The organism is Nocardia sp. NPDC004604, assembly GCF_040609795.1.
Classification (GTDB): domain Bacteria; phylum Actinomycetota; class Actinomycetes; order Mycobacteriales; family Mycobacteriaceae; genus Nocardia.
Genome location: NZ_JBEXLC010000032.1, coordinates 14,226 through 39,034, shown reverse-complemented (window position 1 = coordinate 39,034; position 24,809 = coordinate 14,226). Strand labels below are relative to the sequence as shown.

The 24,809-nt window shown below is 62.9% G+C and carries 22 protein-coding genes and 4 pseudogenes; 10 read left to right on the top strand and 16 right to left on the bottom strand.

Features of this window, described 5'->3' with window-relative positions:
* Nucleotides 1-115: 115 nt before the first annotated feature.
* Nucleotides 116-526 (top strand): helix-turn-helix transcriptional regulator, encoded by a 411-nt coding sequence (locus ABZW16_RS14540; RefSeq protein WP_354955889.1) that lies wholly within the window; start codon nucleotides 116-118, stop codon nucleotides 524-526.
* On the opposite strand, the gene ABZW16_RS14535 is transcribed toward ABZW16_RS14540, so the two are convergent.
* The 13 genes and pseudogenes from ABZW16_RS14535 to ABZW16_RS14475 all read right to left on the bottom strand — a co-directional run bounded on the left by ABZW16_RS14535 (nucleotide 523) and on the right by ABZW16_RS14475 (nucleotide 14,298).
* On the bottom strand, nucleotides 523-1,167 hold the full coding sequence (locus ABZW16_RS14535; protein ID WP_354955887.1) for a helix-turn-helix domain-containing protein: 645 nt from the start codon (nucleotides 1,165-1,167) through the stop codon (nucleotides 523-525). The genes ABZW16_RS14540 and ABZW16_RS14535 overlap by 4 nt on opposite strands.
* 86 nt (nucleotides 1,168-1,253) lie before the next feature.
* Entirely contained in the window at nucleotides 1,254-3,242 is a 1,989-nt protein-coding gene (gene acs, locus ABZW16_RS14530) for an acetate--CoA ligase (protein WP_354955886.1), read from the bottom strand.
* Between the two features lie 109 nt (nucleotides 3,243-3,351).
* Nucleotides 3,352-4,097, bottom strand: a pseudogene (locus tag ABZW16_RS14525) (SDR family oxidoreductase).
* A 12-nt stretch (nucleotides 4,098-4,109) separates the two neighbouring features.
* Nucleotides 4,110-4,736 carry an NAD(P)H-dependent oxidoreductase gene (locus ABZW16_RS14520; RefSeq protein WP_354955884.1) on the bottom strand — a complete coding sequence of 209 codons (627 nt, stop codon included), beginning with the start codon at nucleotides 4,734-4,736 and terminating at the stop codon, nucleotides 4,110-4,112.
* Nucleotides 4,737-4,806: 70 nt separating this feature from the next.
* A complete protein-coding gene (locus ABZW16_RS14515) occupies nucleotides 4,807-5,541 on the bottom strand; it encodes a DUF6081 family protein (RefSeq protein ID WP_354955882.1) in 735 nt (244 codons plus the stop codon).
* A gap of 65 nt (nucleotides 5,542-5,606) precedes the next feature.
* Entirely contained in the window at nucleotides 5,607-6,326 is a 720-nt protein-coding gene (locus tag ABZW16_RS14510; RefSeq protein ID WP_354955880.1) for a maleylpyruvate isomerase family mycothiol-dependent enzyme, read from the bottom strand.
* 7 nt (nucleotides 6,327-6,333) lie between these two features.
* Nucleotides 6,334-7,152, bottom strand: coding sequence for a fumarylacetoacetate hydrolase family protein (locus ABZW16_RS14505; protein WP_354955878.1), 819 nt, complete (start codon nucleotides 7,150-7,152; stop codon nucleotides 6,334-6,336).
* 6 nt (nucleotides 7,153-7,158) lie between these two features.
* Nucleotides 7,159-8,229 carry a cupin domain-containing protein gene (locus ABZW16_RS14500; RefSeq protein ID WP_354955876.1) on the bottom strand — a complete coding sequence of 357 codons (1,071 nt, stop codon included), beginning with the start codon at nucleotides 8,227-8,229 and terminating at the stop codon, nucleotides 7,159-7,161.
* A gap of 24 nt (nucleotides 8,230-8,253) precedes the next feature.
* A complete protein-coding gene (locus ABZW16_RS14495) occupies nucleotides 8,254-9,498 on the bottom strand; it encodes a Xaa-Pro peptidase family protein (RefSeq protein WP_354955874.1) in 1,245 nt (414 codons plus the stop codon).
* A gap of 265 nt (nucleotides 9,499-9,763) precedes the next feature.
* A complete protein-coding gene (locus ABZW16_RS14490) occupies nucleotides 9,764-11,008 on the bottom strand; it encodes an MFS transporter (protein ID WP_354955872.1) in 1,245 nt (414 codons plus the stop codon).
* Nucleotides 11,009-11,103: 95 nt separating this feature from the next.
* Nucleotides 11,104-12,273 (bottom strand): 3-hydroxybenzoate 6-monooxygenase, encoded by a 1,170-nt coding sequence (locus ABZW16_RS14485; RefSeq protein ID WP_354955870.1) that lies wholly within the window; start codon nucleotides 12,271-12,273, stop codon nucleotides 11,104-11,106.
* Nucleotides 12,274-12,291: 18 nt separating this feature from the next.
* Nucleotides 12,292-13,359, bottom strand: coding sequence for a homogentisate 1,2-dioxygenase (locus ABZW16_RS14480; RefSeq protein WP_354955868.1), 1,068 nt, complete (start codon nucleotides 13,357-13,359; stop codon nucleotides 12,292-12,294).
* A gap of 42 nt (nucleotides 13,360-13,401) precedes the next feature.
* Complete coding sequence (locus ABZW16_RS14475) at nucleotides 13,402-14,298, bottom strand: alpha/beta fold hydrolase (protein WP_354955866.1); 897 nt, start codon at nucleotides 14,296-14,298, stop codon at nucleotides 13,402-13,404.
* A 238-nt stretch (nucleotides 14,299-14,536) separates the two neighbouring features.
* On the opposite strand from ABZW16_RS14475, the gene ABZW16_RS14470 reads away from it, so the two are divergent.
* Nucleotides 14,537-15,244 carry a Crp/Fnr family transcriptional regulator gene (locus ABZW16_RS14470; RefSeq protein WP_354955864.1) on the top strand — a complete coding sequence of 236 codons (708 nt, stop codon included), beginning with the start codon at nucleotides 14,537-14,539 and terminating at the stop codon, nucleotides 15,242-15,244.
* Between the two features lie 484 nt (nucleotides 15,245-15,728).
* Here ABZW16_RS14470 and ABZW16_RS14465 read toward each other — a convergent pair.
* Nucleotides 15,729-16,022 (bottom strand): annotated as a pseudogene (locus tag ABZW16_RS14465) (low temperature requirement protein A); the annotation flags it as partial.
* A 606-nt stretch (nucleotides 16,023-16,628) separates the two neighbouring features.
* Between ABZW16_RS14465 and ABZW16_RS14460 the strand changes: the two are divergent.
* The 4 genes and pseudogenes from ABZW16_RS14460 to ABZW16_RS14445 all read left to right on the top strand — a co-directional run.
* On the top strand, nucleotides 16,629-17,093 hold the full coding sequence (locus ABZW16_RS14460; protein WP_354955862.1) for a nuclear transport factor 2 family protein: 465 nt from the start codon (nucleotides 16,629-16,631) through the stop codon (nucleotides 17,091-17,093).
* Nucleotides 17,094-17,369: 276 nt separating this feature from the next.
* Nucleotides 17,370-17,519 (top strand): annotated as a pseudogene (locus tag ABZW16_RS14455) (SDR family oxidoreductase); the annotation flags it as partial.
* Between the two features lie 13 nt (nucleotides 17,520-17,532).
* Nucleotides 17,533-17,928, top strand: a complete 396-nt coding sequence (locus ABZW16_RS14450; protein WP_354955860.1) for a PPOX class F420-dependent oxidoreductase — start codon at nucleotides 17,533-17,535, stop codon at nucleotides 17,926-17,928.
* 209 nt (nucleotides 17,929-18,137) lie between these two features.
* Nucleotides 18,138-18,344: pseudogene (locus ABZW16_RS14445) on the top strand (IS256 family transposase); the annotation flags it as partial.
* Nucleotides 18,345-18,452: 108 nt separating this feature from the next.
* On the opposite strand, the gene ABZW16_RS14440 reads toward ABZW16_RS14445, so the two are convergent.
* Entirely contained in the window at nucleotides 18,453-18,737 is a 285-nt protein-coding gene (locus ABZW16_RS14440) for a transposase (RefSeq protein WP_354955858.1), read from the bottom strand.
* Nucleotides 18,738-18,866: 129 nt separating this feature from the next.
* Between ABZW16_RS14440 and ABZW16_RS14435 the strand changes: the two genes are divergently transcribed.
* The 4 genes from ABZW16_RS14435 to ABZW16_RS14420 all read left to right on the top strand — a co-directional run bounded on the left by ABZW16_RS14435 (nucleotide 18,867) and on the right by ABZW16_RS14420 (nucleotide 24,317).
* Entirely contained in the window at nucleotides 18,867-19,091 is a 225-nt protein-coding gene (locus ABZW16_RS14435) for a hypothetical protein (protein ID WP_354955856.1), read from the top strand.
* Nucleotides 19,058-19,216: a hypothetical protein gene (locus ABZW16_RS14430; RefSeq protein ID WP_354955854.1), complete on the top strand. Its 159-nt coding sequence runs from the start codon at nucleotides 19,058-19,060 to the stop codon at nucleotides 19,214-19,216. Before ABZW16_RS14435 ends, ABZW16_RS14430 begins: the two co-directional genes overlap by 34 nt.
* Before the next feature lie 351 nt (nucleotides 19,217-19,567).
* Nucleotides 19,568-19,957, top strand: a complete 390-nt coding sequence (locus ABZW16_RS14425) for a hypothetical protein (RefSeq protein WP_354955852.1) — start codon at nucleotides 19,568-19,570, stop codon at nucleotides 19,955-19,957.
* Nucleotides 19,944-24,317, top strand: a complete 4,374-nt coding sequence (locus ABZW16_RS14420) for a caspase family protein (protein ID WP_354955850.1) — start codon at nucleotides 19,944-19,946, stop codon at nucleotides 24,315-24,317. The genes ABZW16_RS14425 and ABZW16_RS14420 overlap by 14 nt, the downstream gene beginning before the upstream one ends.
* A gap of 2 nt (nucleotides 24,318-24,319) precedes the next feature.
* Here the strand turns inward: ABZW16_RS14420 and ABZW16_RS14415 are convergent, their stop codons facing one another.
* On the bottom strand, nucleotides 24,320-24,652 hold the full coding sequence (locus tag ABZW16_RS14415) for a transposase (RefSeq protein ID WP_354955848.1): 333 nt from the start codon (nucleotides 24,650-24,652) through the stop codon (nucleotides 24,320-24,322).
* Nucleotides 24,653-24,809: the final 157 nt, after the last annotated feature.

Sequence of the window (24,809 nt, the reverse complement as noted above, 5' to 3'; positions counted from 1 at the left end):
CGCACAGCGGGGGCATCGCCGCGATACTCGACGAGGCATCCGACACCGCGCCGACCACCGTGTGCGTCCCAGCGGTCACCGCCAGGCTGGAGGTGAACTATGTGCGCCCGCACCGATGAGCGTGACCGCCAGCTTCGATCGGCGCGAAGGCGAGCGCAAGCTGCATATCCACGCTCGCCTCGAACACGATGGTGCACTCGTCGCCGAGGGCAACGCCCGGTTCGTCGCCGTCTCGCCGGACAGTCCCGAATACCCCTGGACCTTGTCCGAACTTGCAGACCAAGCGGGCGCAAGTATTCGTTCGGTACAGCAGGCATTCCGCAATTACCGTGGCTGCAGCCCGCTCGAGATGTTACGAATGGTGCGTCTCGAGCGAGCGCACCAAAACCTGGTGGACCCCGGGCCGAATGACACTGTCAGCATTTTCGCGGCAAGATGGGGGTTCTCCAACATGGGGAGATTCGCCTCGGCTTATCGGCGCCGATATCAAGTAAATCCTAGTGAGGCGCTACGCGGCTTGATCTAGCCGTGCCGTTGCCCGTGTCGGTGATGCTGGCGACCGCTGTCGCTTGTTTCTCGAGAACTGCCGGAAATAAGCATTCGGGCAAGTATCTCCCACTGGGCTCCGATCTGATCGATGTCGTAACCGAGGGCTTGCTCTTGGTATGTGACCAGTTTGGCATCCAGGGGGGCCAGTAACATATCGGCGATCAACATAGTATCGCTCGGTATACCGATTTCCTGTACCAGAATTGCCACATGCTGCCGGAGCAGGCGATATGAAGGCCCGCCGTAGTAGGCGTCCGAAGGATCTGCTTCGGCAGCACGATGTAGCCCACGGTCGGTACTGAGAAGACGTAGTCGGGCCCAGCCGAAGGCGACCAGGCGCTCTGCGGCAGGTGCTCCTGGGCCCAACGGCGGTGGACCGAACATGAACGCAGTCTGGAATTGTGTATCCGACTGACCCAACAACGCAAGAAGTAACCCTGCCCGACTGCCGAACCGCCGAAACACGGTCCCTTTCCCCACTCCTGCCTGACAGGCCAGGGTATCCATTGTCAGTGCGTCGATTCCCTGTTCATCGAGGATCTGTTTCGCCGCATCCAACAATATTTGCCGATTACGCGCCGCATCGCGGCGCTCAGCGGTTTGCGTGACGATCGGCAATTGCCGGATCGGACGTGTGCGGGTCGTCCGGTCCTCATTCGATGGCCGTGGTTTGATCGGTCGACCGGCAGACGGGGAGGTTGATGTCATGGGACCGCTGCTGTGGAGTTGGTCGTCGGGTCGGCCTTCTTGGCGAGTATGGCTTCGAAGACTTTGGGGTCCACCAGGGTCGAGATGTCGCCGAGTTCGCGGCCCTCGGCGACGTCGCGAAGAAGCCGCCGCATGATCTTCCCGGAGCGGGTCTTGGGTAGCTCGGGTACGATATGAATCTCGCGAGGGCGAGCGATCGGGCTGATCTCTCTCGACACCTCGGCTTTCAGTCCCGCGATCAAGTCTTCACCGGTATTCGCGCTTCCGCCGACAAGTATAACGAATGCGACTATGCCCTGACCTGTGGTCGCGTCGTTGGCTCCGACCACTGCGGCTTCCGCGACATTGTGATGGCCGACCAGCGCCGACTCAACCTCGGCCGTGGAGATGCGGTGGCCGGAAACGTTCATGACGTCGTCGACGCGGCCCAGCACCCACAGCGCCCCATCCTGGTCCAGCCTGGCGCCGTCGCCGGCGAAGTACCAACCCTGTGCCGCGAACCGCTCCCAGTAGGTGGCCTTGTAGCGCTCGTCGTCGCCCCATATGCCGCGCAGCATGGACGGCCACGGCTGATCCAGCACGAGGTAGCCGCTGGACTCGGTGGCGCCGGGCCGAACGTCCTCGCCGTTCTCGTCGACTACTCTTGCTGAGACACCGGGCAGCGCCGCCATGGCTGCACCAGGCTTGACCGCAGTGACACCGGGCAGCGGCGAGGCCATGATCGCACCGGTCTCGGTCTGCCACCAGGTGTCCACAACCGGAGCCTTGTTGGCGCTGAACACCTCTCGATACCAACGCCACGCTTCGGGATTGATCGGCTCACCGACCGAACCCAGCACCCGCAGGCTGGACAGATCGTGTGCGTCGGGGATCTCGCGGCCCCACTTCATGAACGTGCGGATAAGCGTCGGTGCCGTGTAATAAATTGTGACACCGTACTTTTCGATGATCTGGAAGTGCCGGTGTTCGTCTGGTGAATTCGGCGTACCCTCATAGACCACCTGGGTGGAGCGGTTCGACAGCGGCCCGTAGACGATATAGCTGTGTCCGGTCACCCAGCCGATATCCGCGGTGCACCAGTACACGTCCTGGCCGGCTTTGTGGTCGAAGACGTTGTGGTGGGTGTAGGACACCTGGGTCAGATAACCGCCAGTGGTATGCAGGATGCCCTTGGGCTTCCCGGTGGTGCCGGAGGTGTAGAGGACATACAGGGGGTGCTCGGCGTCGAACGCCTTGGCCGTGTGTTCTTTCGGCGCATTGGCTACGGTTTCGTGCCACCACAGATCGCGGCCCTCGACCCAAGGCACCTCGATTTCGGTACGTCGCACCACAAGTACGTGCTCAATGCTCGACGCAGTATCGCCGTGCGCGTGTAGCGCCTCGTCGACGGCCGCCTTCAGCGGTGCTGCTTTACCATGCCGCCACTGGCCGTCGGTTGTGATGACCAAGCGGGCATCGGCATCGTCGATGCGCTGTCGCAGCGCGCTGGGGGAGAACCCGGCGAATACCACTGAGTGAGGCAAGCCCAGCCGAGCGCAGGCGAGCATCGCCACGATTGCCTCGGGCACCATCGGCATGTAGATGGCAACCCGGTCACCGGGCTCGAGGCCTAGGTCGGTGAAATAGTTGGCGGCCTGGCTCACCTCAGCTAGCAACTGCGCGTATGTGATAGCGCGAGAGTCACCCGGCTCGCCCTCCCAATATATGGCGACCTGGTCGCCGTACCCGTCGAGGACGTGGCGGTCGACACAGTTGTATGCGACGTTGAGCTTGCCGCCCACGAACCACTTCGCAAATGGCGCGTTGTCCCAGTCGAGCACGCGAGTCCACGGCTCATGCCAGTGCAGCCTGTTGGCCTGCTCCGCCCAGAAGGCGTCGCGATCGGCGGCGGCCCGGTCGTAGACGGACGCGTCGGCGTTTGCCGCGTCGGCGAATTCTGCGGACGGTGGGTGGACGTCCGGTGCGGCAGCGGGGGTTTCTGTCATCTCGACTCTTCTTTCGCAAGTGCAGTGTCGTGAAGCCACCGTTCGGCCACATTCGTTGGAGTGGCCGAACGGTGGCGTCAACAACGTTCGGCCACTCGGTCGAACACAATCAGACGGCGAGGTAGCCGCCGTCGACCGCGATGGCGGCTCCGGTGACGAACGATGAGTGGTCTGACAACAGCCACGTCACCGCATCACCGATTTCGGCGGGTTTCCCGAACCTGCCCATCACGTGCCGGGCACGCAGTGTGGCCATGTAACCGGGTCGACCAGCCGCGCCACCATCGGTGTCTCGGTGATGCCGGGCAGGACAGCATTGACACGGATCGACCGTTGACCGTAGTCGGCGGCAGCGGCCCGGGTCAGCCCGAGGACGCCGTGTTTGGCTGCGACATACTCACTCGCGTTGGGGATCGCGACCTGCGCCAATGAGGAGGCTGTGTTGACGATCGAACCACCGCCTGTCTCGAGCATGGCTGCGATCTGATGCTTGAGGCAGTAGAACACGCCCGTGAGGTCCACCTGTACGGCGCGCTCCCATTGCTCTGCGGTCAGCTCGTGCAATGGGGTGGCGCATTGCTCGACACCTGCGTTATTGAATGCCCCGTCAAGTCGACCGAACCGTTCGACGGTCCGTGCGACGAGGCTCTCGACTTCGGCCTCGACGGTGAGATCGGCCGGGATGAACACTGCTGTGCCGCCGTCGGATTCGATCTCTTTCGCGACGTGTTCGCCTGCGGAACCGATGTCGGTCACGACCACGTTGGCACCCGCTTGGGCCAGCACTTTAGCGGTCGCGGCGCCGATTCCGCCGGCGGCGCCGGTGACGATCACAGTGCGCTTCTCGAGTTCCATACGATCTCCCACTTAGAAGGTGGTGGCCAGGTCACGTGCTTTGGAACAGAACGTGGCCAGAGATGTTTCAGGGTCGGAGTCGAGAACGTTGCCGTCGAAACGGATCTCGGTGACGTCGTCGATGCCCACGAAGTGCATCCAGTCGGTGAAGAAGCTCGCGTGGAAGTCGGAACCGAAATTCGGCGGGCGGCCCGGTGTGTATACACCGGTGGTGTAGACCGCGACCGCTCGCTTGTCCTGCAGCAGAGCGCTGTAACCCTGCTCCGGATGGAATCCGAAAGCCCAACCGGGCTGGGTGACGAGGTCGATCCATTGTTTGAGTACGTAGGGCACGCCGTGGTTCCACATCGGAACGTTGAACAGGTACTCGTCTGCCGCGGCGAATCGGTCGAACACGGCCCGCGCTTCGGCCCACGCCGCACGCTCGGTCTCGGTGTGTTCCTGGCCGCCGAACGCGGCCATTTTCGCTGCCGCAGCGACGGTTCCGAAGTCGGGTAGCGGCTCATCGAACAGGTTGAGGGAATCGATCACGAGCTCCGGATGGCGCTCGTGGTAGGAGCTCAGGAAGGATTGCGCGATGGCCAGTGACTTGCTCGCGCCGGCGCGGGGCGAGGAGTTTATATGCAAGAGAGTTGTCATGGTGGTCTCCGTGATCAGCGGGTATGCAGGACAGTTCGGTGCTTCGGCGGCTGGGGCGCGGGACCGCGGATCAGTCGGCCTGCGTGGTCACACGGATATTGCGCCAGACCGCGGAAATCCCTTGGCCGCGAAGCGAACTGCTGGCGTTGCCGGTGCCGGGATGCAAAGTGAAGATGCCGAGCCCGATCTTCAGCGTGGCCGGAAGTTCGGACACGGTGGTCTGGAAGATCGTGGCGTCGTCGGCCTCCCAGCAAACCGATCGCGTCGCAGTGTCAATGGTGATGCGCGCGTGCACCGTACGGTCCGGGCCTGCTGTCACGTCGGCGAGCGGGTCTTCGATGATGCGTGTATAGGGCTGTTCGACCTGAGGCACAGGCAATCGTTCGTCGATGGCGAAGACGGCATCGCTGGAGGTGCAGAGATCGAAGACGAAACCGGTGGTCATGTCGACGAGTACGAAGGATGCGAAGCCGTCGCGGTAGTCGCGGGCGGCGGCGTTGATGTTGCGGGCCGCTATGTCGGCCTCGAATACGATCTGTCCCCGTTCCGGGAGGGGGAAGTCGGCAGTGGACAGTAGGACGTATTTGCAGTTGTCCATGATCTGGACGGGGTGGCTGGTTTCGAATCGCTCGATGTGGATTCGGACTCCACCGTCGAGGAGTTCGGTGAGAGCGCTGGGGTCGGAGCAGACGAACGGCTCAGCGTCGGGTTGCGGAAATTCCAGAAAGCTCCATCGCTTCGAGTCCAGTTCTTTGCCGGAGAAATCATCGTAGACTTCGGTGCCGGGAGTAGCGCTGGTGGTCATTGTTTTCCTAATGGTGGACCGTCTTCGTCGACGGTATTGTTGGGCACTGCATTTCGAGCGCCGAATCAGAGCCACCGTGGCGGTGTTGCCTGGGGGCCGTTGATTCGGATACCGATGGAGCCGCGTCCGGCGGCCCATCGGACGATTGCGGCTAGCGAGCCGGACACTGTTGTCTGCTGTGATGTCTGATCGCAGATGGCGATCGGGGCACGGTTGTCGACAGCGAGGATGAGGTCGCTGCCTGCTTCCCGGCTGCGCCAGGCGTTCACGATGTCGGTGAGCAGTCCGTCGAGTACGACCGGCGGGAAATCATTGAACTGCGCCCCGTTGCCGAGGTCGACGGCGTGAATCCACACTTCGCGCGTGCGCATCCAAACGGTTTGCGAGGTCGGAACGACTCGGCCCTGCGCGGTGCGTACCTTCGCGGACCATGCTGCGGCTGGCAGGTGCCGCCATTTCTCATCCAGTCGTGCGGCGGTGTGGGACACCAGGTTTCGCAGCGCTCCCGCGTTCAATGTTGCACCTTCGGCGATCTCGGCTGCGCGCTGGTCAGCCGAGGAGTACATCGGGGTCTCGATGCCGGTTGCCGCCCAATCGAGCAGTCGGCACAGCGCAGCGGCGTTGTAGCCGACGTGGGCTATGAGGTGTCTGCGAGTCCAGCCGCGCAGCGGAGTGTCGTGGTCGAATTCGCCATTGGTGAGCTCGGCCAGCTTCTGGCTGAAGTAGGCGGTCCCTCGGCGCGCGGTGCGCAACTGCTCGTCGAGGCTCAGGTCGTGGAACTGCATGGTGGCACTACTTGACGATCGCCTTGTTGCGGACCGAGCCGAGGCCGTCGATGGTGACTTCGACGGTCTGACCTGGCTGGATGAAGCGCGCGGGGGTGCGAGCGTGGCCGACTCCGCCGGTGGTTCCGGTGATGATCACATCGCCGGGCTGCAGCGTGACGATGTGGGAGATGTAGTCGACCAGTCGGCTGGGGGTGAAGACCAGGTCGTCGGTGGTTGCGGACTGGACCAGTTCGCCGTCGACCCTGGTCTCCAACCGGCTACCGAGGGCGTAATCGGTGACCAAGTACGGCCCGAAACCGGCTGTCTTCTCGAAGGATTTGCCCTGATCCCACTGCAGTGTCCGGTACTGGTAATCGCGCATCGTGTAGTCGTTGATCACCGAATAGCCAGCGATGTAAGTATCGGCTTCCTGCTCCGGTACCTGATAGGCCTTCTTTCCGATCACCACAGCCAGTTCACCCTCCCAGTCCATCTGGGCTGCGGCGTAAGCGGGGACAACGACATCGTCGTAAGGTCCGGTGAGCGCCTCGGAGAACTTCGCGAAAAGCGTTGGGTATTCCGGTAATTCACGGCCCATCTCACGAATATGGCTCTGGTAGTTGAGGCCGATGCACACGATCTTTCCCGGTCGCGGTACGACGGGAGCATAATCGGCCCCCACCAAGTCGACCTCGGCACCGGATGCACTACGCGCCAGCTCTTTCCACTCCGGGTCGGTGAGCAGGTCGGAAAGGTCGGTGTATCCATCGATGATTGTTGCGGTTGCGCTGTCGACGCGAACCGCCGCGGACGCGCCCTCGATGCGCAGGGTGGCAAGTTTCATTGCGGCTCAGGCTTTCTCGGTGATCTGGGTGCGGGCAAAGCGGAGGCCTTCGACGATGGGCGCGTCGGAGAAGACGAACAGGTCGAGTTGGGTGTCGGCCTCGATAGACCATTCGGTCCAGGACGGCACTGCGACCAGGTCACCAGTGCTGACCGGGGTGACCTCATCACCGAGTCGGAATCGGCCGGTCCCGTCGAAAACCTGGAACACGGCGGAGCCGACGTCCCGCCGTGGTCGGGTATGGGCTCGGGAGCGCAGGCGGTGGAATTCGGCACGGATGGTGGGCATGACGTCACCTCCCGTCGTGGGATTGGTATAGCGCACGGCGGCGTGTCCCGGTTCGGTGGTCGCGGCGAATCCTTCGTCCTCGAGGGACAGCTGTTCGCGCAGCGCGGCATCGGTGTGCTCCCACCGGTACGCCGCAATGGGGGAGCTGTCGCGTGCACCGACGCCGACCAGCGGCCGCAAGCCCGGATGGGCCCACAACCGTTCCGATCGAGATACATCGGGGGTGGTGTCGTCGGTAATACCGTCGGCCCCGAACTCGAAGAAGGCGGTGTCGGTGTAGTGGACGAAGGGTATGTCGAGGCCGTCGATCCAGGCCATGGGCTGGTCGGTGTCGTTGTGGTGGCCGTGGAAATGCCACCCCGGCGTCAGCAGCAGATCACCGCGTCGCATCGCGACGGGATCACCATTGACGACGGTCCACACGCCCTCGCCCTCCACCACGAACCGGAACGCGTTCTGGCTGTGCCTATGTTCGGGCGCTGTCTCCTTCGGCCCGAGGTACTGGATCGCTGCCCACAGGGTAGGGGTCACGTAGGGCAGTCCGCCCAGTCCGGGATTGGACAGGGCGATGGCACGTCGTTCACCGCCGCGTCCGACCGGCACGAGCTCGCCAGCCCGCTGGGCCAGCGGATACAGCGTCGACCATCGCCAGATGTAGGGAACAGCTTTCGGTGTGGGAGCAATCGGCATGAGTGTGCCCAGCTGCGTCCATAGCGGTTCGAGGTGCTGCGTGTAGAAGTCCGCGTAGAGCTGCTCGAGCTCGTCGTCCGAGGGCTGTGTCGTCGTCATGATGATGTGTCTCCGATCAGTTGCTCACGCGCCGCCGATGCCGATTTGCCGCGGCGTGCCGACGAGCAGTTCGGCGCCACCGGGACGCACGACCATGAAGTCCGACAGCATGCAGCCGACGTCGGGCTTCCAGTTCGGGTCATGCAGGTCTATGTTGTTGCCGAACGTCATCCCCTCTTCCAATACGAGATCACCGATGCCGCTGCCGTTCAGGGCGGCACTGCCGTAGCCGGGCCGGTAGATAACGGATGGGAATTCCGGTGAGGCCAGGCCCATGGCGTGAAATCCGAGTTCGACGAAGTCGAGACCGGCCCGCTCGCAGGGGCGGCGGATGGCTTCCCACGCTTCGCGCAACGTAACGCCGGGCTGGAACGCCTCGCGACTGGCGTCGAGGCACTCCAGCGAAACATTCCAGATCTCGCGCAGTTGTGACGGAACGTTAGGCCCTACGTGCACGGTGTACTCGGTGTGCACCAGGTAGCCGCCGTATTTGGTGTGCCATTCGGTCACGATCAGGTCGCCCTCGGCGAGCGGCCGCGTAGTCGGCGAGGTCGGCTGGTCGACACCGTGCAATAGGTGCCACAGCTCGTCGGTCGGGTGCTCGACCGGTCCCGATGCAAGCAGGTTGAAGATGTTCGGCTCGGCCCCGTTCGCGATCTGAGTACGGACCATCTCGGCATAGACTTCGGCCTCGGTCACGCCCGGCCGGGCGTTGTCCACCAGCGTGTCGAGCACCTTTCGCGAGATTTCGGCGCCCCGACGCATCAGGCCGATCTCTTCCTCGCTCTTGACCAGGCGCATGTGCTGCAGCGCATGACTGAAGTCAACGATGTCGGCTTCGGGCAGCGCCTGCCGCAGCGCTTGTTCCTCCCCCGACAGGAAGGTCGGTGTGGTCTGAATGGTCGAGCTGAAAGCCACGAGCCCAATTCGCGCCCGAGCAAATCCACGGTCGCGCAACTCGGCCGCGATTTCGGGTACGCCGTGGCCGATCCGAATGTCGGTCACCCAATCCTGCACGCTGAGTTGATGGTTGAATGGCCGGCTCATGTGCGGCACCGCGTTGTAGAGCACCGGCTCCCAGTCGAGGAAGAACAGCGCGTGCGAACCCATCTTCGCGCCAACACCCATGACGTAGCGCAGGTTCGCCAGCCCCATATCCCAGTAGATGTCGTTGCCGAGCACGACAAGAACATCGACGCCGGCCATGAGCATCCGCTTCCGCAAGCCGTCCCACCGTCGATCACGCTCGGTCAGGGACAACTGCGGCACATATTGTCCGGGGACCGTCGTCGGACGCGCGTTCCGCGGCACCCTGTGCGGCGGAAACGGGGGGAGCAAGCCAAGGCTCCCTACCGCTGGTCCCGGGTTGTCAGTGGCACCCGTCAGCTCAACAAAGACACTCTCTTCGCTGAGCGTCTCGGTCGTAACGGTCGTAGAATTTTGGTCTGTGGACATTTCCAACCTCATTGCTCGGCAATAGAATTCATCAAAGTTGTTGCACGTCTGCGCTTCTCATAGTGCTTGCAGCACCGATTCACACTGTCAACTCCTTATTCGCCGTTTCCGGCATGGTCAGACCGCTTGCGATGGTGATCAACCCCGCCGCCGCGACCAAGACCCCTGGGATTCGGGCGTCGTGTGTAACCGAGGTCAGCCACGTCGTCAAATAGGGTGCTGAACCGCTGAACACCGCGGTTGCGATCCCATATGAAATGGCGACCGAGCTGACGCGGGTCCGAGTTCCGAATGCTTCGACCAGAATGGCCGGTACCGGTGCGTGCATAATGCCGAGCACGATTCCCATCACAACCTGGGCGGCAACAATGGCGGCCACCGACTTCGTGCCGATCAACATGTAGGCGGGGTACGCCAGGGCGGTCGTTATCAGTGCACCGGCCAGGAAGACCGGACGTCGCCCGACCGAATCTGTCAACGCCGCCGCCGGCGGTATCACCACCGTGAAAACCCCGAGTCCGATTATCGTGCTGATCAGGCCCGTACTCAGTGGCACTTGCTCTGTGGCGACAAGATAGGCCGGCATCGAGACGAACAGCGCGTAGACGGCAATTCCCGGCAGGCAAAGCACACCGATGCCATTCAGCAGTTGCCGCCAGTTCCGCCGCAAGCTGGTACGCAGCGGCGCCGCCTCGGTGCCGACTTTCTCTGCGCGTTCGAAGACCGGGGTGTCCGCGAGCCGCCACCTCACGTACATCGCAACAGCGATCAGTGGAACTGCCAGCAAGAATGCCACTCGCCAGCCCCACACCCGCGCGGCATCCGGAGACAGCACGTTGATCATCGCTCCAGAGACGACAGCACCTGCGAACAGTCCAGCCATCTGACTGAACATTTGCCAGCCTCCATACCGTCCGCGCTGCCCCGGCGGGGCGTACTCGACGATGAAGGCCGAGGAACTGGCGAATTCCCCGCCGATCGCGAACCCTTGTATCGCCCTCGCACAGACCAACACGATGGGACCGACGATGCCGACCTGCGCGAACGTGGGGGCGCATCCCAGCATTGTCGTGCCGACGGCCATCAGTGAAATCACCAGCACGAGCGACAGGCGCCGACCATATCGGTCGCCGAGCGGGCCCAGCACGAGGCCACCGATCGGTCGCAGTCCGAACCCGACACCGAATACCACGAAAGTGGCCAGCAGAGACGTAACGAAATCAGCCGATGGAAAGAACAGCGGAGCCAGAATCGGCGCGACAAAGCCGTAAACGATGAAGTCGTACCATTCGATGAAGTTGCCTATGCCAGCAGCCAGAAGCACTTTCGATCGCATTGACGCGGTCGAATTCTCCTGCGTTGAGGCGGTTTCCGATCCGTGGATCTCTGTCACGATTACTCTTTTCAACCCGGGAACTGTCAAATCCCGTTGTAGATCCAGGAGAAACTTTCGCGGGCGGCTTCGACCGGCCACCCGTCCAACATCTCGCGGCGAACCGAGCGGGCAACCCCTGAGGCGTGGTAGAGCTCGCCATACAGGCGTGACATCAGGGTCACACGACCGGTTCGCACGACGCGACGTTGTTCGTATTCGTGGAATGCCGTCGGCACGTCGGGGGACTGTGCGAGGCGCTCGGCCAATGTCCACGCGTCTTCGATCGCCATGCCCGCACCCTGGGCGAGATATTGCAGGGTCGGGTGGGCGGCGTCGCCGAGCAGCGTGATACGCCCGAAACTCCAACGATCGACTGGGTCACGGTCGCGCTGCACCCACATGCGCCATTCGTCGATCTTTCCCAGGAGCGTGTCGACCTGCTCGCAGACGCCGGAGAAGTGTTCGTGGAGCTCCTCGGTGTCGCCGAAGACGTTGGCGCCGCGCTGGAACCGGTGGCTGTGGAAGATCGCGCCCATGTTGAACAGCTCGCCTCGGCGCAGTGGGTAGTGCGCCATGTGTAGGTCGGGGCCTGCCCACAGCACAACCGAGTTGCTGCGGAGGTGTTCAGGGACTTCCGTCATCGGCAGCACCGCCCGATAGGCGACGTGTCCGGTGATGCGGGGTTCACCATCGCCCAACACGATGCCGCGTACCCCGGACCACACGCCGTCGGCGCCGATCAGTGCGGTGCCGGTGAGTACCTGGCCCTCGTCTGTGTGTGCGTGCACGCGGTCGGGAGTCTGCTCGACGCTGACGATCTTGCACCCGGTCTGTAGTCGTACCTGGGGTTGGGCACGACAGGCCTCGGTGAGTACCGCGTGCAGATCAGCGCGGTGAATAGTGGCGTACGGATAGCTGAATCGCTCACGGAACGCGGCATCCAGCGGCAGCCGGTAGACCTCGCTGCCGTCCATGGCGTCACGGAGGATGAGGTTCTCCGGAAAGAACGCGATTTCGGTCACGGCGTCGAGCACGCCCAGCCGGTCGAACATGCGCATCACGTTCGGGCCGACCTGCAGGCCCGCGCCGACCTCGCCGAACTCGGCGGCCTGCTCGACCAGGTGGACCGAGCGGCCGGTCTTGGCTAGCGCGAGCGCGGTGGACATTCCACCGATTCCGCCGCCGATGACGATGATCGGGTCGTCAGTAGGCACGACGAATCCCCTTTCTACTCAGATGGTTACGGGTGTCTGGTTTGCGGGGACAGGCTGGACACCGAACTGGCCGGTCTCCATCGGCTGCGCCGCGGCGAGGCCTGCTGCGGTGAGTCGGAAGGTGCCCTTGCTTTCGCACAACCAGGCGAGATAGCCCTGTGGTACGTCTTCCGTCGGTCCCCAGTGGGTGACTGACTTCGGTGTCCACGCCAGCTGACCCGGTGAGGTCAGTGCACCGTAGGCGCCGGGGCCGCGGAAGTAGAAGATCAGCTCGTCGAAGTCGGCGTTGTGGTGTATCGGTGGCCGGGCGCCGGGACGGGCGCTGAGCGTGTAGAGCAGCAAGTCCTGATCGGTGGTCTCGGCGAAGGACCCAGGAGGACCACCGTGTGGGAGGTAGGTCAGCGGCTGGATCGCAGTGAGGTTCAGCTTCCACACTGGGATCTGGCCGCCCAATACCGCGTCGATCGCGAGCGGGTCGTGGGGGACTGTATAGCGTGTAATGCCGTCGTAGGCCTTGACCAACAGTTCAGTTGGACCATCGACCCGCGAGCTCAACGAAGGATCCGGATGTGTGACGTCGCGTGACAGATTGAGCATGCCGAATGGCGCGGGGGGCTTCAACAGGAGCTGGCCGGGTGTTTCCACGATGACCCGCAGGGTAGGTGTCGAGACAGGCGCTACACGATATGCGACAGCACGCGGCAGGCATACGAAGTCGCCCGGTGCCGCACGCAGTGTGCCGAAATCGGTCACATAGTCCAGTTCGCCCTCTTGAATGAAGTGCAGCTCGTCGTTCTCGGCGTTGCGCCATGCAAAAGGTGTCGGCGCATTGCGGCCCGACACAGCGATACTGACCTCGTTGCGACTGGTCGCGATGACAGTCGGCGGAGCGGCCGGATCGTCGCGATCGGCCAGTTCGACATCGCTCAGGTCCAGGCGATGCGGGGCATGTGGCCCCCGCGCCTCGGTATAGGCGAAGATCGGGTGCGGGCGGGCGGTGACGCATATGTCGCCGTTGAACCCGTCGCGGCTCCACAGGTGAGGACTCGCTGGTGGCCCGGCATATCCGTTCTGCTGGCTGGACATCTCAGTTCCTTAGAAAGTTTTGGACGTAGCGATCAAGACAGGTCAGCCGACATTGGCGGGAAACGCGATCGGTGCAAGGAACTCGAGCGCGAGCGCTGCGGCTTGGTCGGATCCCGGTGGCTCGCAAATGTCGTAATGGCCGATCGAGAGTGTGCGCAGTTGCTTGGGTTCGCGCGCGTGGTCGTAGAGCGACTGGCATTCACTGAATGGGATAACGCCGTCATTAGCGGAGCCGATGATCAGTAGCGGCCGAGGTGCGAGCTGGTCGACCACGCGTTCGGGCCGGTATTCGAAACTCCGCTCAACTGCCTCGAGGGTGAACGTCAATTCTGGGCGTTCACCCACGCCCTCTCGGACCGACCGCGCAATTGCCTTACGCGACTCGTCGTTGTCCAAAATACGACCCGATGAGATACGTTGCGATAGACCGGTTTTCACCCGCTCTACCCGGTCTGCAGCGAACTCGGCCACTAGTTCGCCGTAGCTGCTGGCTGGCAGAGTCTCCCGCATGACCCTGCCCCAGTCCCCGAACGGCACCTGGGTGACGACTGCTTGCACCCGCTCGTCCACTGCCGCGGCCGAGATCGCGTTGGCGCCACCGAAACTGGTGCCCCACAGCACCACCCGACCCGGGTCCACCGTCGGCAGCGTGCTCAGGAACGTGATCGCATCGCGGACGTCTTCTACCTGCTCTGCTGGAATCACCTGGCCAGGTACCCCCTCGCTCGCCCCCAGGCCACGATGATCGAATACCAGCGCCGTGTACCCAGCCGCAGCGAAGAGCTCAGCAAACGGCGGAACGATCCACTCCTTCACCCCACGCATCCCGTTGCACAGCACCACCCCGGGCCCGTGATGGTCTATCGCGTCGCTCGGGGTGTAGATCACAGCGGACAGACGATGTCCGCCGCTGTAGAACTCGGCCGGGACGGTCGACACGGAATACTTCCGTGTTGGTGAGGTTACGGTGGTGTTCTCGGGACTCACAAGCACTCCGCATTCGCTCGATGGGTAACTGGCGTGACCAGCGTCGTTCCCGAGCAAGCGCAAGTCTGTGACTTAAGTCACGGATGGTGTGAAATGAACTCCTGACCGCTTGGAAACGGGCGGGCGATCGGTATCCAAACTGTTGCCGGCCAACTCATAGCTATGCTGCGAGGCGAGGAGGTGGAGTTCGATGGAGTACTCCTCGGCGAGTCTGTCGAGTGCGGTTCTGACTGCATGGTCTGAGAGTTTCCTGGCAGAACTGCCTGGCGAGACCCGCGACGTCCTGTTGCGTGACGCGACAACTGTAACCGTTTCCGCTGGCAGCGTGATCTATCAGCCGTTCGGACCTGCACGGCTTGCTCTGTTGCATCGAGGCCAGGCACGAGTGAAGGTGCTGGCCAAGAACGGGCGAGCCGCGACCATCCGGTATGCGGGACCTGGTGACCTGATCGGGCTGCCCTCGGCAATCGCCAGTGGAGCGAACGAGACTGCCGAAGCCGTCACCGATTGCCAGGCATCCATGCTCAATGTAGCGACCGTTCGCCGGGTCGCGAGTACCGATGCTCGCGTGGCGTGGCTGTTCGCGCATCGGCTTGCCAAGATTGTCTTCGAAGTGGTCGAATTCCTCAGCGATGACGTTTTCGATACTGTGCAGCAACGTGTCAGTCGTCACCTTCTCGATCTCGCCGCCAACTCACCTGACGGCTTGATCGTCGGAGTTGACCAGCAAGTACTCGCCGACTCTATCGGTTCGGTGCGGGAAGTAGTGGCACGGGAACTGAAGAAACTCCGTGATTCCGCTATAATAGAGCGTCATCCTGACGGTCTACGAATCAACGCACCCGAACGACTGCATCGTATTGCCGATAATGCCGGAAATTCAGAACTAGCAACTTAATCCGGAGATCCAGAACGGCTGGAAAGCCGCCAGTTAATCAACTCTTCAAGGAGCTTGGATGGAGGAATTTCATCGACGAGGACGTATAGAAAAAGTTAAGGCCCTAGCGATTTTTGTGGTGGCAATGTTTACTTCTGGAATTATAATTGGACTTGTACGCAATACGCCGAGAATTGACGCCGCGATAATGGTTGCCCTGGTCGCGGTACTGGGCGGCTACGTATTTCTATCTGTTATCCGACGCAGGCGCTGAAGCATCACTCAATACGCCGATTTCCCGTAAATCCAACCAAGATGAATATTGCCACTATGACCATTGTTGCGATTAGGATCAACGGAAGAGTTATCAGGATCCCGGAAACGCCCGCTGCAATGAACAAAGTCAACGACACCGCCGTGACAATCCGCTCTGCTGTGTCGAAACCATCTGTCGCGATCAGAAACAACGCCATCCCGAGCGCGAACAGGATTCGGCCAACCACGATCACGTAAACAGTGGCCGAGTCGGCCCCGCGGTCGGGTGGGACATTACTTGCTCGGTACTTACGGCTGTGATGATGATGCCAGCAACCAGCAGAGCGTGCGCGTGCGCGTAGCCACCTCGACCGAGCCGAGCTGGGTCGTGCGATCGAGACGTGCGAAACGCGGCGGCGCCGGATCTGCGGGCGAAGTACAGCCACCAGAACCCGAAGGGCTCCGCAAACATCACAGCAAGTGGAACCAATGAATCGAGCGTGATCGGCAACTCGGCGAAAACCCGGCCGGTAGCGAGAACAGATTCTCCGAGTGCATGATCAGAATCAGTCGGCTCTGCCTCCTATCAAGCCCGGTTTGTTGAACACCCACGGACGTGTCGACCGTTGACGTCCTTCCGGCCTGCTTCACTTGGCAATCTACTGAGCATCGCTTGCATTGCGGCCCGACGCCTTGTGCGCGGCCATCGCCGCGACGAAGGCCCGATGTGTGCCCGGTCCGGGTCGACACCAAGACGGCTTGGGTGCAGAACAGGTGGGCACCGTCGGTCCCGGCGAGCTGGGCGATCGGTCATCAGGCCGGCGAAGTCATCGAGGGGGAGACTGCTCATGGACGATCGGCTGAATGACGCGATGGATCAGCTCTGGCCGACCGTCGGCCCAAAGCATATGACTTAAGTCACAGACCGTCGGGCTTCCATGATCCAGGCTGTGTCATCGCAGCCATACCTGATCAGGTCCGCATCGCAGATGGCAACCGCGAGCCCCACTACGAAAGTGGTTCATTCAATGATGAGCGCGTAGGTCCTTCGACGACGCTTCCACACCAAGCGCCGGCGCGGGGCGATGAGAGCGTGCCTCGGCGACAGACCGATGACATGGCTGGATTTCCATCCCAGACGAGGAATATGATGCCTGACACTTTCGGATCGATGGACGCAGCGGCGTTGCAACGCCTGTTCGATCGCGACGCCATTCGCGAACATCTCGACCACTTCGCATACTGCGTCGATGACAAGCGCTGGCGGGACTGGGAGAATTGCTTCACCGAGACGGCGACAGTAACCTTCCCCTTCGCGGCGTACGAGGGGCGATACGGGCTCGCCCAGTGGGGCGAAACGGCTCTCGCCCCATTCCAAGCGACCCATCACCTCAGCTCTAACCTCGCGATCACAATCGCGGGTGATGACGCCGAGGTGCGCTCGAAGCTACTGGCCGCCCACGTTCCTCAGTCCGAACACACCGATAACCATTTCGACATCGCCGGAACGTATCACTGGCGCCTGGTGCGAACCCCGGATGGTTGGCGGATTCAATCGCTGCGTCTGGACATCACCTACACCAATGGCCTCGATGAGACCGGCCTGGCCGGGTAGACCAGCCATATCCCACCAGCTGTCCAAACACAACAGGCGCGAGAGTGCCTCGGACCGATCCCAAACGACCCCACCGTACATCGGAGTACAAATGACAGACACCTTCGTCACCAATGATTCGCTGGGTACTCCCGATTCCGGCAGCAGCTCTGCCCCGGGACGCCCCAGTCGCCTCCACAACAAGCGGGTCCTGATCGCTGGTACCGGTGGAGGACAGGGTGCGGCCGCACAGGCGCCTCGCCAGCTACTGACAAGGCAGTTGACGCTGCAGGGCGCGAATACATGATGAGTCTGCATCTGATTCAACGGCCCGGCACTGGCGAGGACACCGCTGCGCTGGCACTTTATCTGGCATCCGACGAATCCAGCTGGGTAACTGGCCAGAACATCTGCATCGACGGCGGCTGGACCGCAGGCTACCGATGACAGGAGACCTGACATGACCTTCACTGACGACGAGATCAACTTCATGCGCACTCAACCCCTCGCACGAATCGCAACGGTTGGCCCCGATGGACAGCCCGATGTTGTGCCTGTCGGATTTACCTTCGACGGGACTTACATCATCATCGGCGGCGCGAACCCGACTACGACCCGGCGTCACCGAAATGTCCTCGCCGGCAATGACAAGATAGCGCTGGTTATCGATGATCTTGTGTCACAACAACCGTGGACGCCGCGGTTCCTGAGAATCTACGGAACTGGCCAAGCAGTCGACACAGTGCAGCCGCACTTACAGATCCGGCCCGAGATCTCCTGGAGTTGGAATCTCGGCGGCCTGCCGCTCGCCCAAGCGGGCGCGATACCTCCACGCAGAACCGTCCATCATCGCTGAGAGTTGAATCTGGCGTGGAATATTTGAGATCCGCTTCTGGTACACATTCGGTGGTCGTGCCCGCATTCGGGCGTCTTAATCGGTCCCCGTTGACGAGATGAAGCGGTCTCTTTTGCGGGGGCCGGTCAGCGATTGCCGACGGCTACTGCGAGTCGACCGAGTCGTGGCGGCGGGGTGCCCTCGGCGTAACCACCCCGATGCTTGCCGTCGGTAACAGATGCACCGGAATCGCCATGGCCTACAAGCTGATCAAGGCCAGAGGGTGCAAGGTCGACACGCCCGAACTGGTTGCCCTCCTCCGCGCTGGTGCCCTGTTTCACAAATGCAAATCGCTAGAACGCCCCGCGGTTAACCTCGATGTTTCGCCGGGCCTTCGGCCCGGCATGATCGGGTTCGGATTGGCCGTTTGCTGCTGATCAGCGGCTTTCGGGCAAATCCGGGTGGCCCGGTCAGCGGGTTGGCTGCCGGGTTCCACGGGCCCGGAGTGGTTGTCCTTCCTGGATGTTGGAGCGGGTTGGTGCTGGTCAGCCGGGTTGCAGGCGGTTGAGCGCGGTGACCAGCAGTCTGGTGTGCGGGTGGTGGCTCGGTAGTCGCAGCCAAGTTCGGCGGGCGTGGCGGATGACTCGGGCAGGTAGTGAGAACAGATGCAGGCGAGGGGTTTTCGGTTCCCACCGGCGCGCGTATGTGTCAGGCAGAGCGATGGTTTGCAGCCACGCGGTCAGATCCAGCGCGATTGCGGTGATCGCCGTCCAGATCCTGTTCTGGTCTTTGACGTGTTCTCGCGCCTCTGCTGGGGTTGCGTGGAACATCGGTCTCGTGGACGGCGCGGGCCTCGCCGCGTGTGCGTCGCAGACCGGCCACCCGCCAAGGCAGTGAACCTCGATGTGCCGGAGGGAAAAGCGATCGACTCCGCAATCGCGTGAACTTACCGTTCAGCCATGTCCGTCAACGGTTTCAGCATCGGTAACGTGATTCTGCGCTCCCCTCGCATGGGCGACGAGAAGGTCGTACGAGCAGCCCACCACGTGATGGCTGCCGAGGACGGCTTCGACTTCGCTCTCGGTCTGGAACCTGCGATGGACTGGAAGCAGTACCTCAACGTGCTCAAGGACTACCGTCAGGGCCGTACTTGCCGGACAGCATCGTTCCCGCGACCTTTCTGATCGCCACCGTCAACGACGAAATCATCGGCCGCGCCGACATCCGGCACACGCTCAACGACTACCTGGCTCGCAGAGGCGGGCATATCGGTTACGCCGTCCTTTCTCTGCGGGTGCCCGGAGAGTGAGGCCCGGTTCTGAGAAAGTCTGTGCAGCTCAGCGGCTTCTGGGGAAGGGTAACAGATCACGACAGGTGTGGTGCTGGATCTGCGGAGTGGCGAGGTCTAGCTGGTTTGCGCCACCTGGAAGGGGCGAACTCGGTACTCCTCGATCTGTTTCGTTCGGGATCGGCACGGGCACGCCGGTCGTCGTGAGGAAGGATAGGCCGACAGGGTCGAGAATGGCGCGTGGACGACGTGCGGTAAACAGTCGCTCAGTCCGGCTGTTCGGCAATAGCTTTCGCTCGCGGGGTGTTCCGTGGGCCTGTATTCTGATCTGGCTTCAGGTCGCCGCTCGCGAACCATCATTGGGGGGGATTGGTGGATATCACTGTCCGGGTTGATGCGCCGGCGATTCCGCAGGAGCTGACGTCACTGTGGCAATGGCTTGTGGCCGAGGATGAGTTGCGCGGTCGGATACAGGTGGTCGACTCAGTCCCCGAGCCCGGAACGCTGGGCGCGATCACCGACACCCTCATCGTCGCAGTCGGAACGGGCGGCGCAGCCACGGTTGCCGTGCGAGCGTTGTCTTCAGCGTTGATCGTCTGGCTGCAACACCGATCCGGTGACGTCTCGGTGAAGGTGGCCAGGTCCGACGGCTCCACACTCGAGTACAGCGCGACCAACGTGCACGCCATGTCACTACCGCAGATCGAGGCCGCTGCAACGGATTTGGCGCGCGCATTGGGTTCCATCGATGAGCCCGAGTGAGGTGGCCGAGCCGAGAATTTCGGCGCTGGGGCTGAGTTCGTCGGGCACCCGGGTGCTGCTTGTCGGGTGTGGCAGTTTTGTTGACGGCTCGGCGCTGCCGGACGTGCCGTCGGCGGCCGCCACGATCACCGATTTGGCGCACGCGCTGACCGGCCGGTGCGGAGTTCGCCCGGAGAACGTGACGACTGTCGTCGACCCGCCGGACCCGATGTGTGTGGACACGGCGTTGGTGGAAGCAGCGCAGCAGGCCAGCGATGTGCTGGTGTTCTACTACGTCGGCCATGGCCTGCTCAGCGCCGGTAACAGTCTGTATCTGGCCACGCAGGCGACTCAGAATCTTACTGAACTGCGGTACAAGGCTTTTCCGTTCCAGGCGGTTCGTGAGATTGTCGGCGACTGTCCCGCGCGCTCGATCGTCGTGGTCATGGACTGTTGTTTCGCCGGGCGCGCCCGCGGCTCGGTCGCTGCAACACCTACGGAGGCGTTGCAGCTGACAACGACCGGCGGCACATATCTGCTGACGGCGGCCTCAGCGACGCAACAGGCGCTCGCCCCGGAGGGCGCGCGCCACAGCGCGTTCACCGGGGCGCTGCTGAAGTTGCTCGACGACGGTGATGCGGCTGAACCGGCCATGATCACCCTGGACAGCGCCTACCGACATCTCCAACGGCTGCTGCCACGACACAACATTCCCGCGCCGCGCCGCCACACCAGCGGTAATGCCGGCGAATTGATTCTGGCTCGCAACCCGGCTACTGCGGTTGCCATCCCCCGAGTCCGTATCTCGGGCATCGACGAGAGCGGCGTCGGTGACGCGCCGTGCCCATACCGGGGGCTGGATGCGTACACGGCTCAGGATGCCCGGTACTTCCACGGCCGGGCTGACCTGACCGCCGAAATCCTCGACGAGCTTGCCGATTTCACCGCCAGCGATGGCCCAGTGATGATGGTCGGCGTGTCCGGGGTCGGCAAGTCGTCATTGCTGCAGGCCGGGCTGCTGCCGGCTATCGGCCGCGGAGAGCTGCCAGTCCCCGGCTCGCAACGGTGGCCGCACCTGACTATGACCCCGGGCGAACATCCGGTCGCAACGCTCGCGGCTCGCCTGCGCGGCCACCACGATCATGATGCTCTCGCCGCAGAACTCCGCACGGATGCGACTCAGCTCGGCGCAATCATCACTGAAGCTGTCCGGGACTTGGCCCCCGAAGGTCCGGCCCGACGTCTGTTGCTGGTGATCGACCAGTTCGAGGAGCTTTTCACCGCCTGCACCGACGAGGAGGAACGCCAGACGTTCGTCACGGCCGTATGCTCGGCTGCAGGGTCGGCGGCGGTGGTGATCGTGTGCCTACGGGCCGATTTCTACCCACACTGTCTGGCCTATCCACCGTTGTTCGACGCCGTCAAAAACCGGCAGATTCCGGTCACCGCAATGCCCACTGAACAGCTGCGGATGGCGGTCGAGGAACCGGCCCGCATAGCGGGGCTGACACTCGAAGAGGGGTTGACCGACCGACTGCTGCACGATGCCGCTGGTGGCCGCGACCCAGCCGCTGCCAGCCTGCCGCTGTTGTCGTATGCGCTGCAGTTGACCTGGGCCCGACGCGAGAATTCGCTGCTTACTCTCGCTGGTTACCAAGCCACCGGCGGGATTTGGGACGCGGTCACCCGCCAAGCCGACCTCGCCTACGACGGCCTCACCCCACACCAACAGCGCGCCGCCCGGACCCTGCTGCTGCGCATGGTGCACATCGGAACCGACACCGATGACACTTGCCGCGCGGTCGACCTCACCACCCTGACCGCCGAATTCCTCGGCGACACCACGGCTTTCGACGCCGTTCGCGACGCCCTTGCCGCCCGCCGACTGATCACCGTGGATGACAACGCGGTCGCGCGCCTGTCCCACGACGCGCTGCTACGCGCATGGACTCGGCTGCGTCGCTGGATCGACGAAGACCGCAACGGTCTGCTTCTGCGACAGCAACTCGCCGACGACGCCCAACAGTGGCGCGACAGCGACCGCGATCCCTCTCGCCTGTACCGCGGTGCTCGCCTGGCCACTGTCGAGGCCCACATCGGACACGCTCAGCTCGGCACCGTGACCACCGAATTCCTTACCGCATCACGGATTGAACGCCACCGGCTGCACCGGCGGTCCGTTATCACGCGCTCCGTCCTCGCCATGCTACTGGTGGTCGCGGTCACCGTTTCGATCGTAGCCACCATCGGATTCCGCGCTGCGACCACCGCCCAACACCGGGCCGACGCCAGTGCCCGCCGCGCCGTAGTCGAAAAGCTCCGTTCGCAGGCCGCCGCGATGCTGGCTCAAGATCAGCCCGGCGGCGATATCCGCGCCATCAAGCAGGTCCTCGCCGCCCACGCTCTCAGCCCCGACCCGGAAACCGTCGACGCGATGATCGACATCCGCTACCGCCGCCGATACCTGCAGAAGGTCATACCAACGTCTAATGTGGTTCACGGAGTCGCCGTCAGCCCAGACGGCACCCGCATCGCCTCCGGGGGAGACCGCAGCATCCGGCTGTCGGACACGCGGACGGGACGTCAGATCGATCCCCCGCTGGCCGGTCATACCGCCGCAGTAACGAGTGTGGCGTTCAGTCACGATGGCGCTCTGCTAGTCTCCGCAAGCCGTGACAACACCGTGCGGATCTGGCATACCGGCACGGGCCGCCAGATCGGTGAGCCGCTCAGCGGACACACCGCCTGGGTGAACAGCGTCGCCTTCAGCCCCGACGACACCCGCATCGCCTCCGGAAGCGATGACGGCACAATCCGGATCTGGGATGCGAGCACCGGCCATCAGATCGGGCCGCCTATCGCCGGGCAAGCCCGCTCGGTGAACAGCATCGCGTTCACCCCCGATGGCACCCACATCGCTACGGGCAACGCGGACGGCACGGTGAGCATTTGGGACAGTCGAACCGGCGAACGCCTCCAGGTCGTTTCAGCAACGGCCGAAGGCTCCGTGGAGACTGTCGCATTCAGTCCGGACGGGACCCGCATTGCTTCCGGAAGCGATGACGGCACAATCCGGATCTGGGACGCGAGCACCGGGAGCCAGATAGGGCCGCCCCTCGGCGGTGACCTCGGTATCGTGTTTGGTGTCGCCTTCAGCCCGGACGGCAACTACCTGGCCTCGGGAAGCTCGGACAGTACCGTCCGGGTCTGGGATCCCCGGACCGGCCAAGCGATCGGCAGCCCCCTCATCGGCGACACCGCCAGCGTCTTCAGCGTCGTGTTCAGCCCCGACGGCACCCACATCGCCTCCGGAAGCTGGGACAGCACCATCCGGATCTGGGACCTCCCCATTGTCCAGCAACTCGATCAGCCCATCCCCGGAGAACTCGACGCGGTGGCTACGGTGGCTTTCAGCCCTGACGGCACCCGCCTCGCCACCGGCAACGCCGACAACGGAGTATGGCTGTGGGACCCCCACACCGGTCACGCCTTAGATCAACTGAACGACAATCCCGACATACCCGGCCCAGTAAACAGCCTGGATTTCACCCGAGACGGCAAGCGCATCGTGTCCGGCAGCGCTGACACCACTATCCGCGTGTGGGACATCCACACACTTCGAGAGATCGGCCCGCCCCTCACCGGACACGACGACCAGGTGAGCAGTGTCGCGTTCAGCCCCGACGACACCCGCATCGCCTCCGGAAGCTGGGACCGCACCATCCGCACATGGGATGTACACACCGGCCAAGAAATCGGCCCACAGATGACCGGGCACACCGACCGCGTGTACAGCGTCGCGTTCAGCCCCGACGGCACCCGCCTGGCCTCCGCCAGCGGGGACAGTACCGTCCGGATATGGGACGCTCAGACCGGGCAGCAACTCGGCGCACCGCTGAAAGGCCATACCGGTGTAGTACTCTCAGTGGCCTTCAGCCCCGACGGCACCCGCATCGCCTCTTCCTCGAGCGACGACACCATCCGGATCTGGGACACCCGCACCGGTCAGCAGATAGGCCCACCACTGACCGGGCACAAGGGCTTCGTGAGAACGGTCTCGTTCAGCCCGGACGGCTTCTACCTCGCCTCCGGCGGAGCCGATCACACCGTACGGCTGTGGGACGCACGCACCGGCCGTCAGCTCGGTCCACCACTGACCGGGGACACAGCACCGCTCTGGGGCGTCGCATTCAACCCCGACACGACCTTACTCGCCACCGCAGGGGGAACAGACGGACAAGTCAGACTGTGGCCGATATACCGACCGGTCCCTGAAGGTCTGTGCACCATCTTGACTTCCAACATTACCCCCGGTGAGTGGAACGACTGGGTCTCACCCGACATCCCCTACATCAAACTGTGCCCCGATCTTCCCGGCTGAGCTCACCGGTAAGCACGGTTTCCATACTCAGCTACGCACCGGTCGCGGTGATCACCGAAGGAAAGACGACCAATTCCGCTGCATACCAGCGAACAAGCCAACACAGCCAGCTCCGCTTCCAGCTCAGAGATACGTTTACACGCCGCTGCCAGCTCGTCGGCCTCCACGCTGGGCACCCCGTCGCGGATTCCCGCATCGACAAGCGCTTGGGCCTTCCATCGAAACGACGTGGCCTCCGATATGCCTGTCTCCGAGGCGATCTCAGCGACAGGCTCACCATCACGCAGCCGCGCACACACTGGACGACGCACGGATGACGAGTACGACTTCGGCACAGTGACCTCCTGATGATCACTTTGCCTCAGCTCTTACATCGACGGACCACTTCCAGGGGGCCGCATCACCCGGACCGAAATCATGGGGTCAGGTCAGTCGTTCTAGAAAATCTTCAGTTACGTTGAGCGCCTGTTCGTTTCGGGATTCACGGACAGT

What these genes read in the sequence shown, in the direction of transcription:
- ABZW16_RS14540 (WP_354955889.1), top strand. Translation starts at nt 116, where the DNA reads ATGAGCGTGACCGCCAGCTTCGATCGGCGCGAAGGCGAGCGCAAGCTG.
- acs (WP_354955886.1), bottom strand. Translation starts at nt 3,242, where the DNA reads ATGACAGAAACCCCCGCTGCCGCACCGGACGTCCACCCACCGTCCGCA.
- ABZW16_RS14520 (WP_354955884.1), bottom strand. Translation starts at nt 4,736, where the DNA reads ATGACAACTCTCTTGCATATAAACTCCTCGCCCCGCGCCGGCGCGAGC.
- ABZW16_RS14515 (WP_354955882.1), bottom strand. Translation starts at nt 5,541, where the DNA reads ATGACCACCAGCGCTACTCCCGGCACCGAAGTCTACGATGATTTCTCC.
- ABZW16_RS14510 (WP_354955880.1), bottom strand. Translation starts at nt 6,326, where the DNA reads ATGCAGTTCCACGACCTGAGCCTCGACGAGCAGTTGCGCACCGCGCGC.
- ABZW16_RS14505 (WP_354955878.1), bottom strand. Translation starts at nt 7,152, where the DNA reads ATGAAACTTGCCACCCTGCGCATCGAGGGCGCGTCCGCGGCGGTTCGC.
- ABZW16_RS14500 (WP_354955876.1), bottom strand. Translation starts at nt 8,229, where the DNA reads ATGACGACGACACAGCCCTCGGACGACGAGCTCGAGCAGCTCTACGCG.
- ABZW16_RS14480 (WP_354955868.1), bottom strand. Translation starts at nt 13,359, where the DNA reads ATGTCCAGCCAGCAGAACGGATATGCCGGGCCACCAGCGAGTCCTCAC.
- ABZW16_RS14470 (WP_354955864.1), top strand. Translation starts at nt 14,537, where the DNA reads ATGGAGTACTCCTCGGCGAGTCTGTCGAGTGCGGTTCTGACTGCATGG.
- ABZW16_RS14460 (WP_354955862.1), top strand. Translation starts at nt 16,629, where the DNA reads ATGCCTGACACTTTCGGATCGATGGACGCAGCGGCGTTGCAACGCCTG.
- ABZW16_RS14450 (WP_354955860.1), top strand. Translation starts at nt 17,533, where the DNA reads ATGACCTTCACTGACGACGAGATCAACTTCATGCGCACTCAACCCCTC.
- ABZW16_RS14440 (WP_354955858.1), bottom strand. Translation starts at nt 18,737, where the DNA reads ATGTTCCACGCAACCCCAGCAGAGGCGCGAGAACACGTCAAAGACCAG.
- ABZW16_RS14435 (WP_354955856.1), top strand. Translation starts at nt 18,867, where the DNA reads ATGTCCGTCAACGGTTTCAGCATCGGTAACGTGATTCTGCGCTCCCCT.
- ABZW16_RS14420 (WP_354955850.1), top strand. Translation starts at nt 19,944, where the DNA reads ATGAGCCCGAGTGAGGTGGCCGAGCCGAGAATTTCGGCGCTGGGGCTG.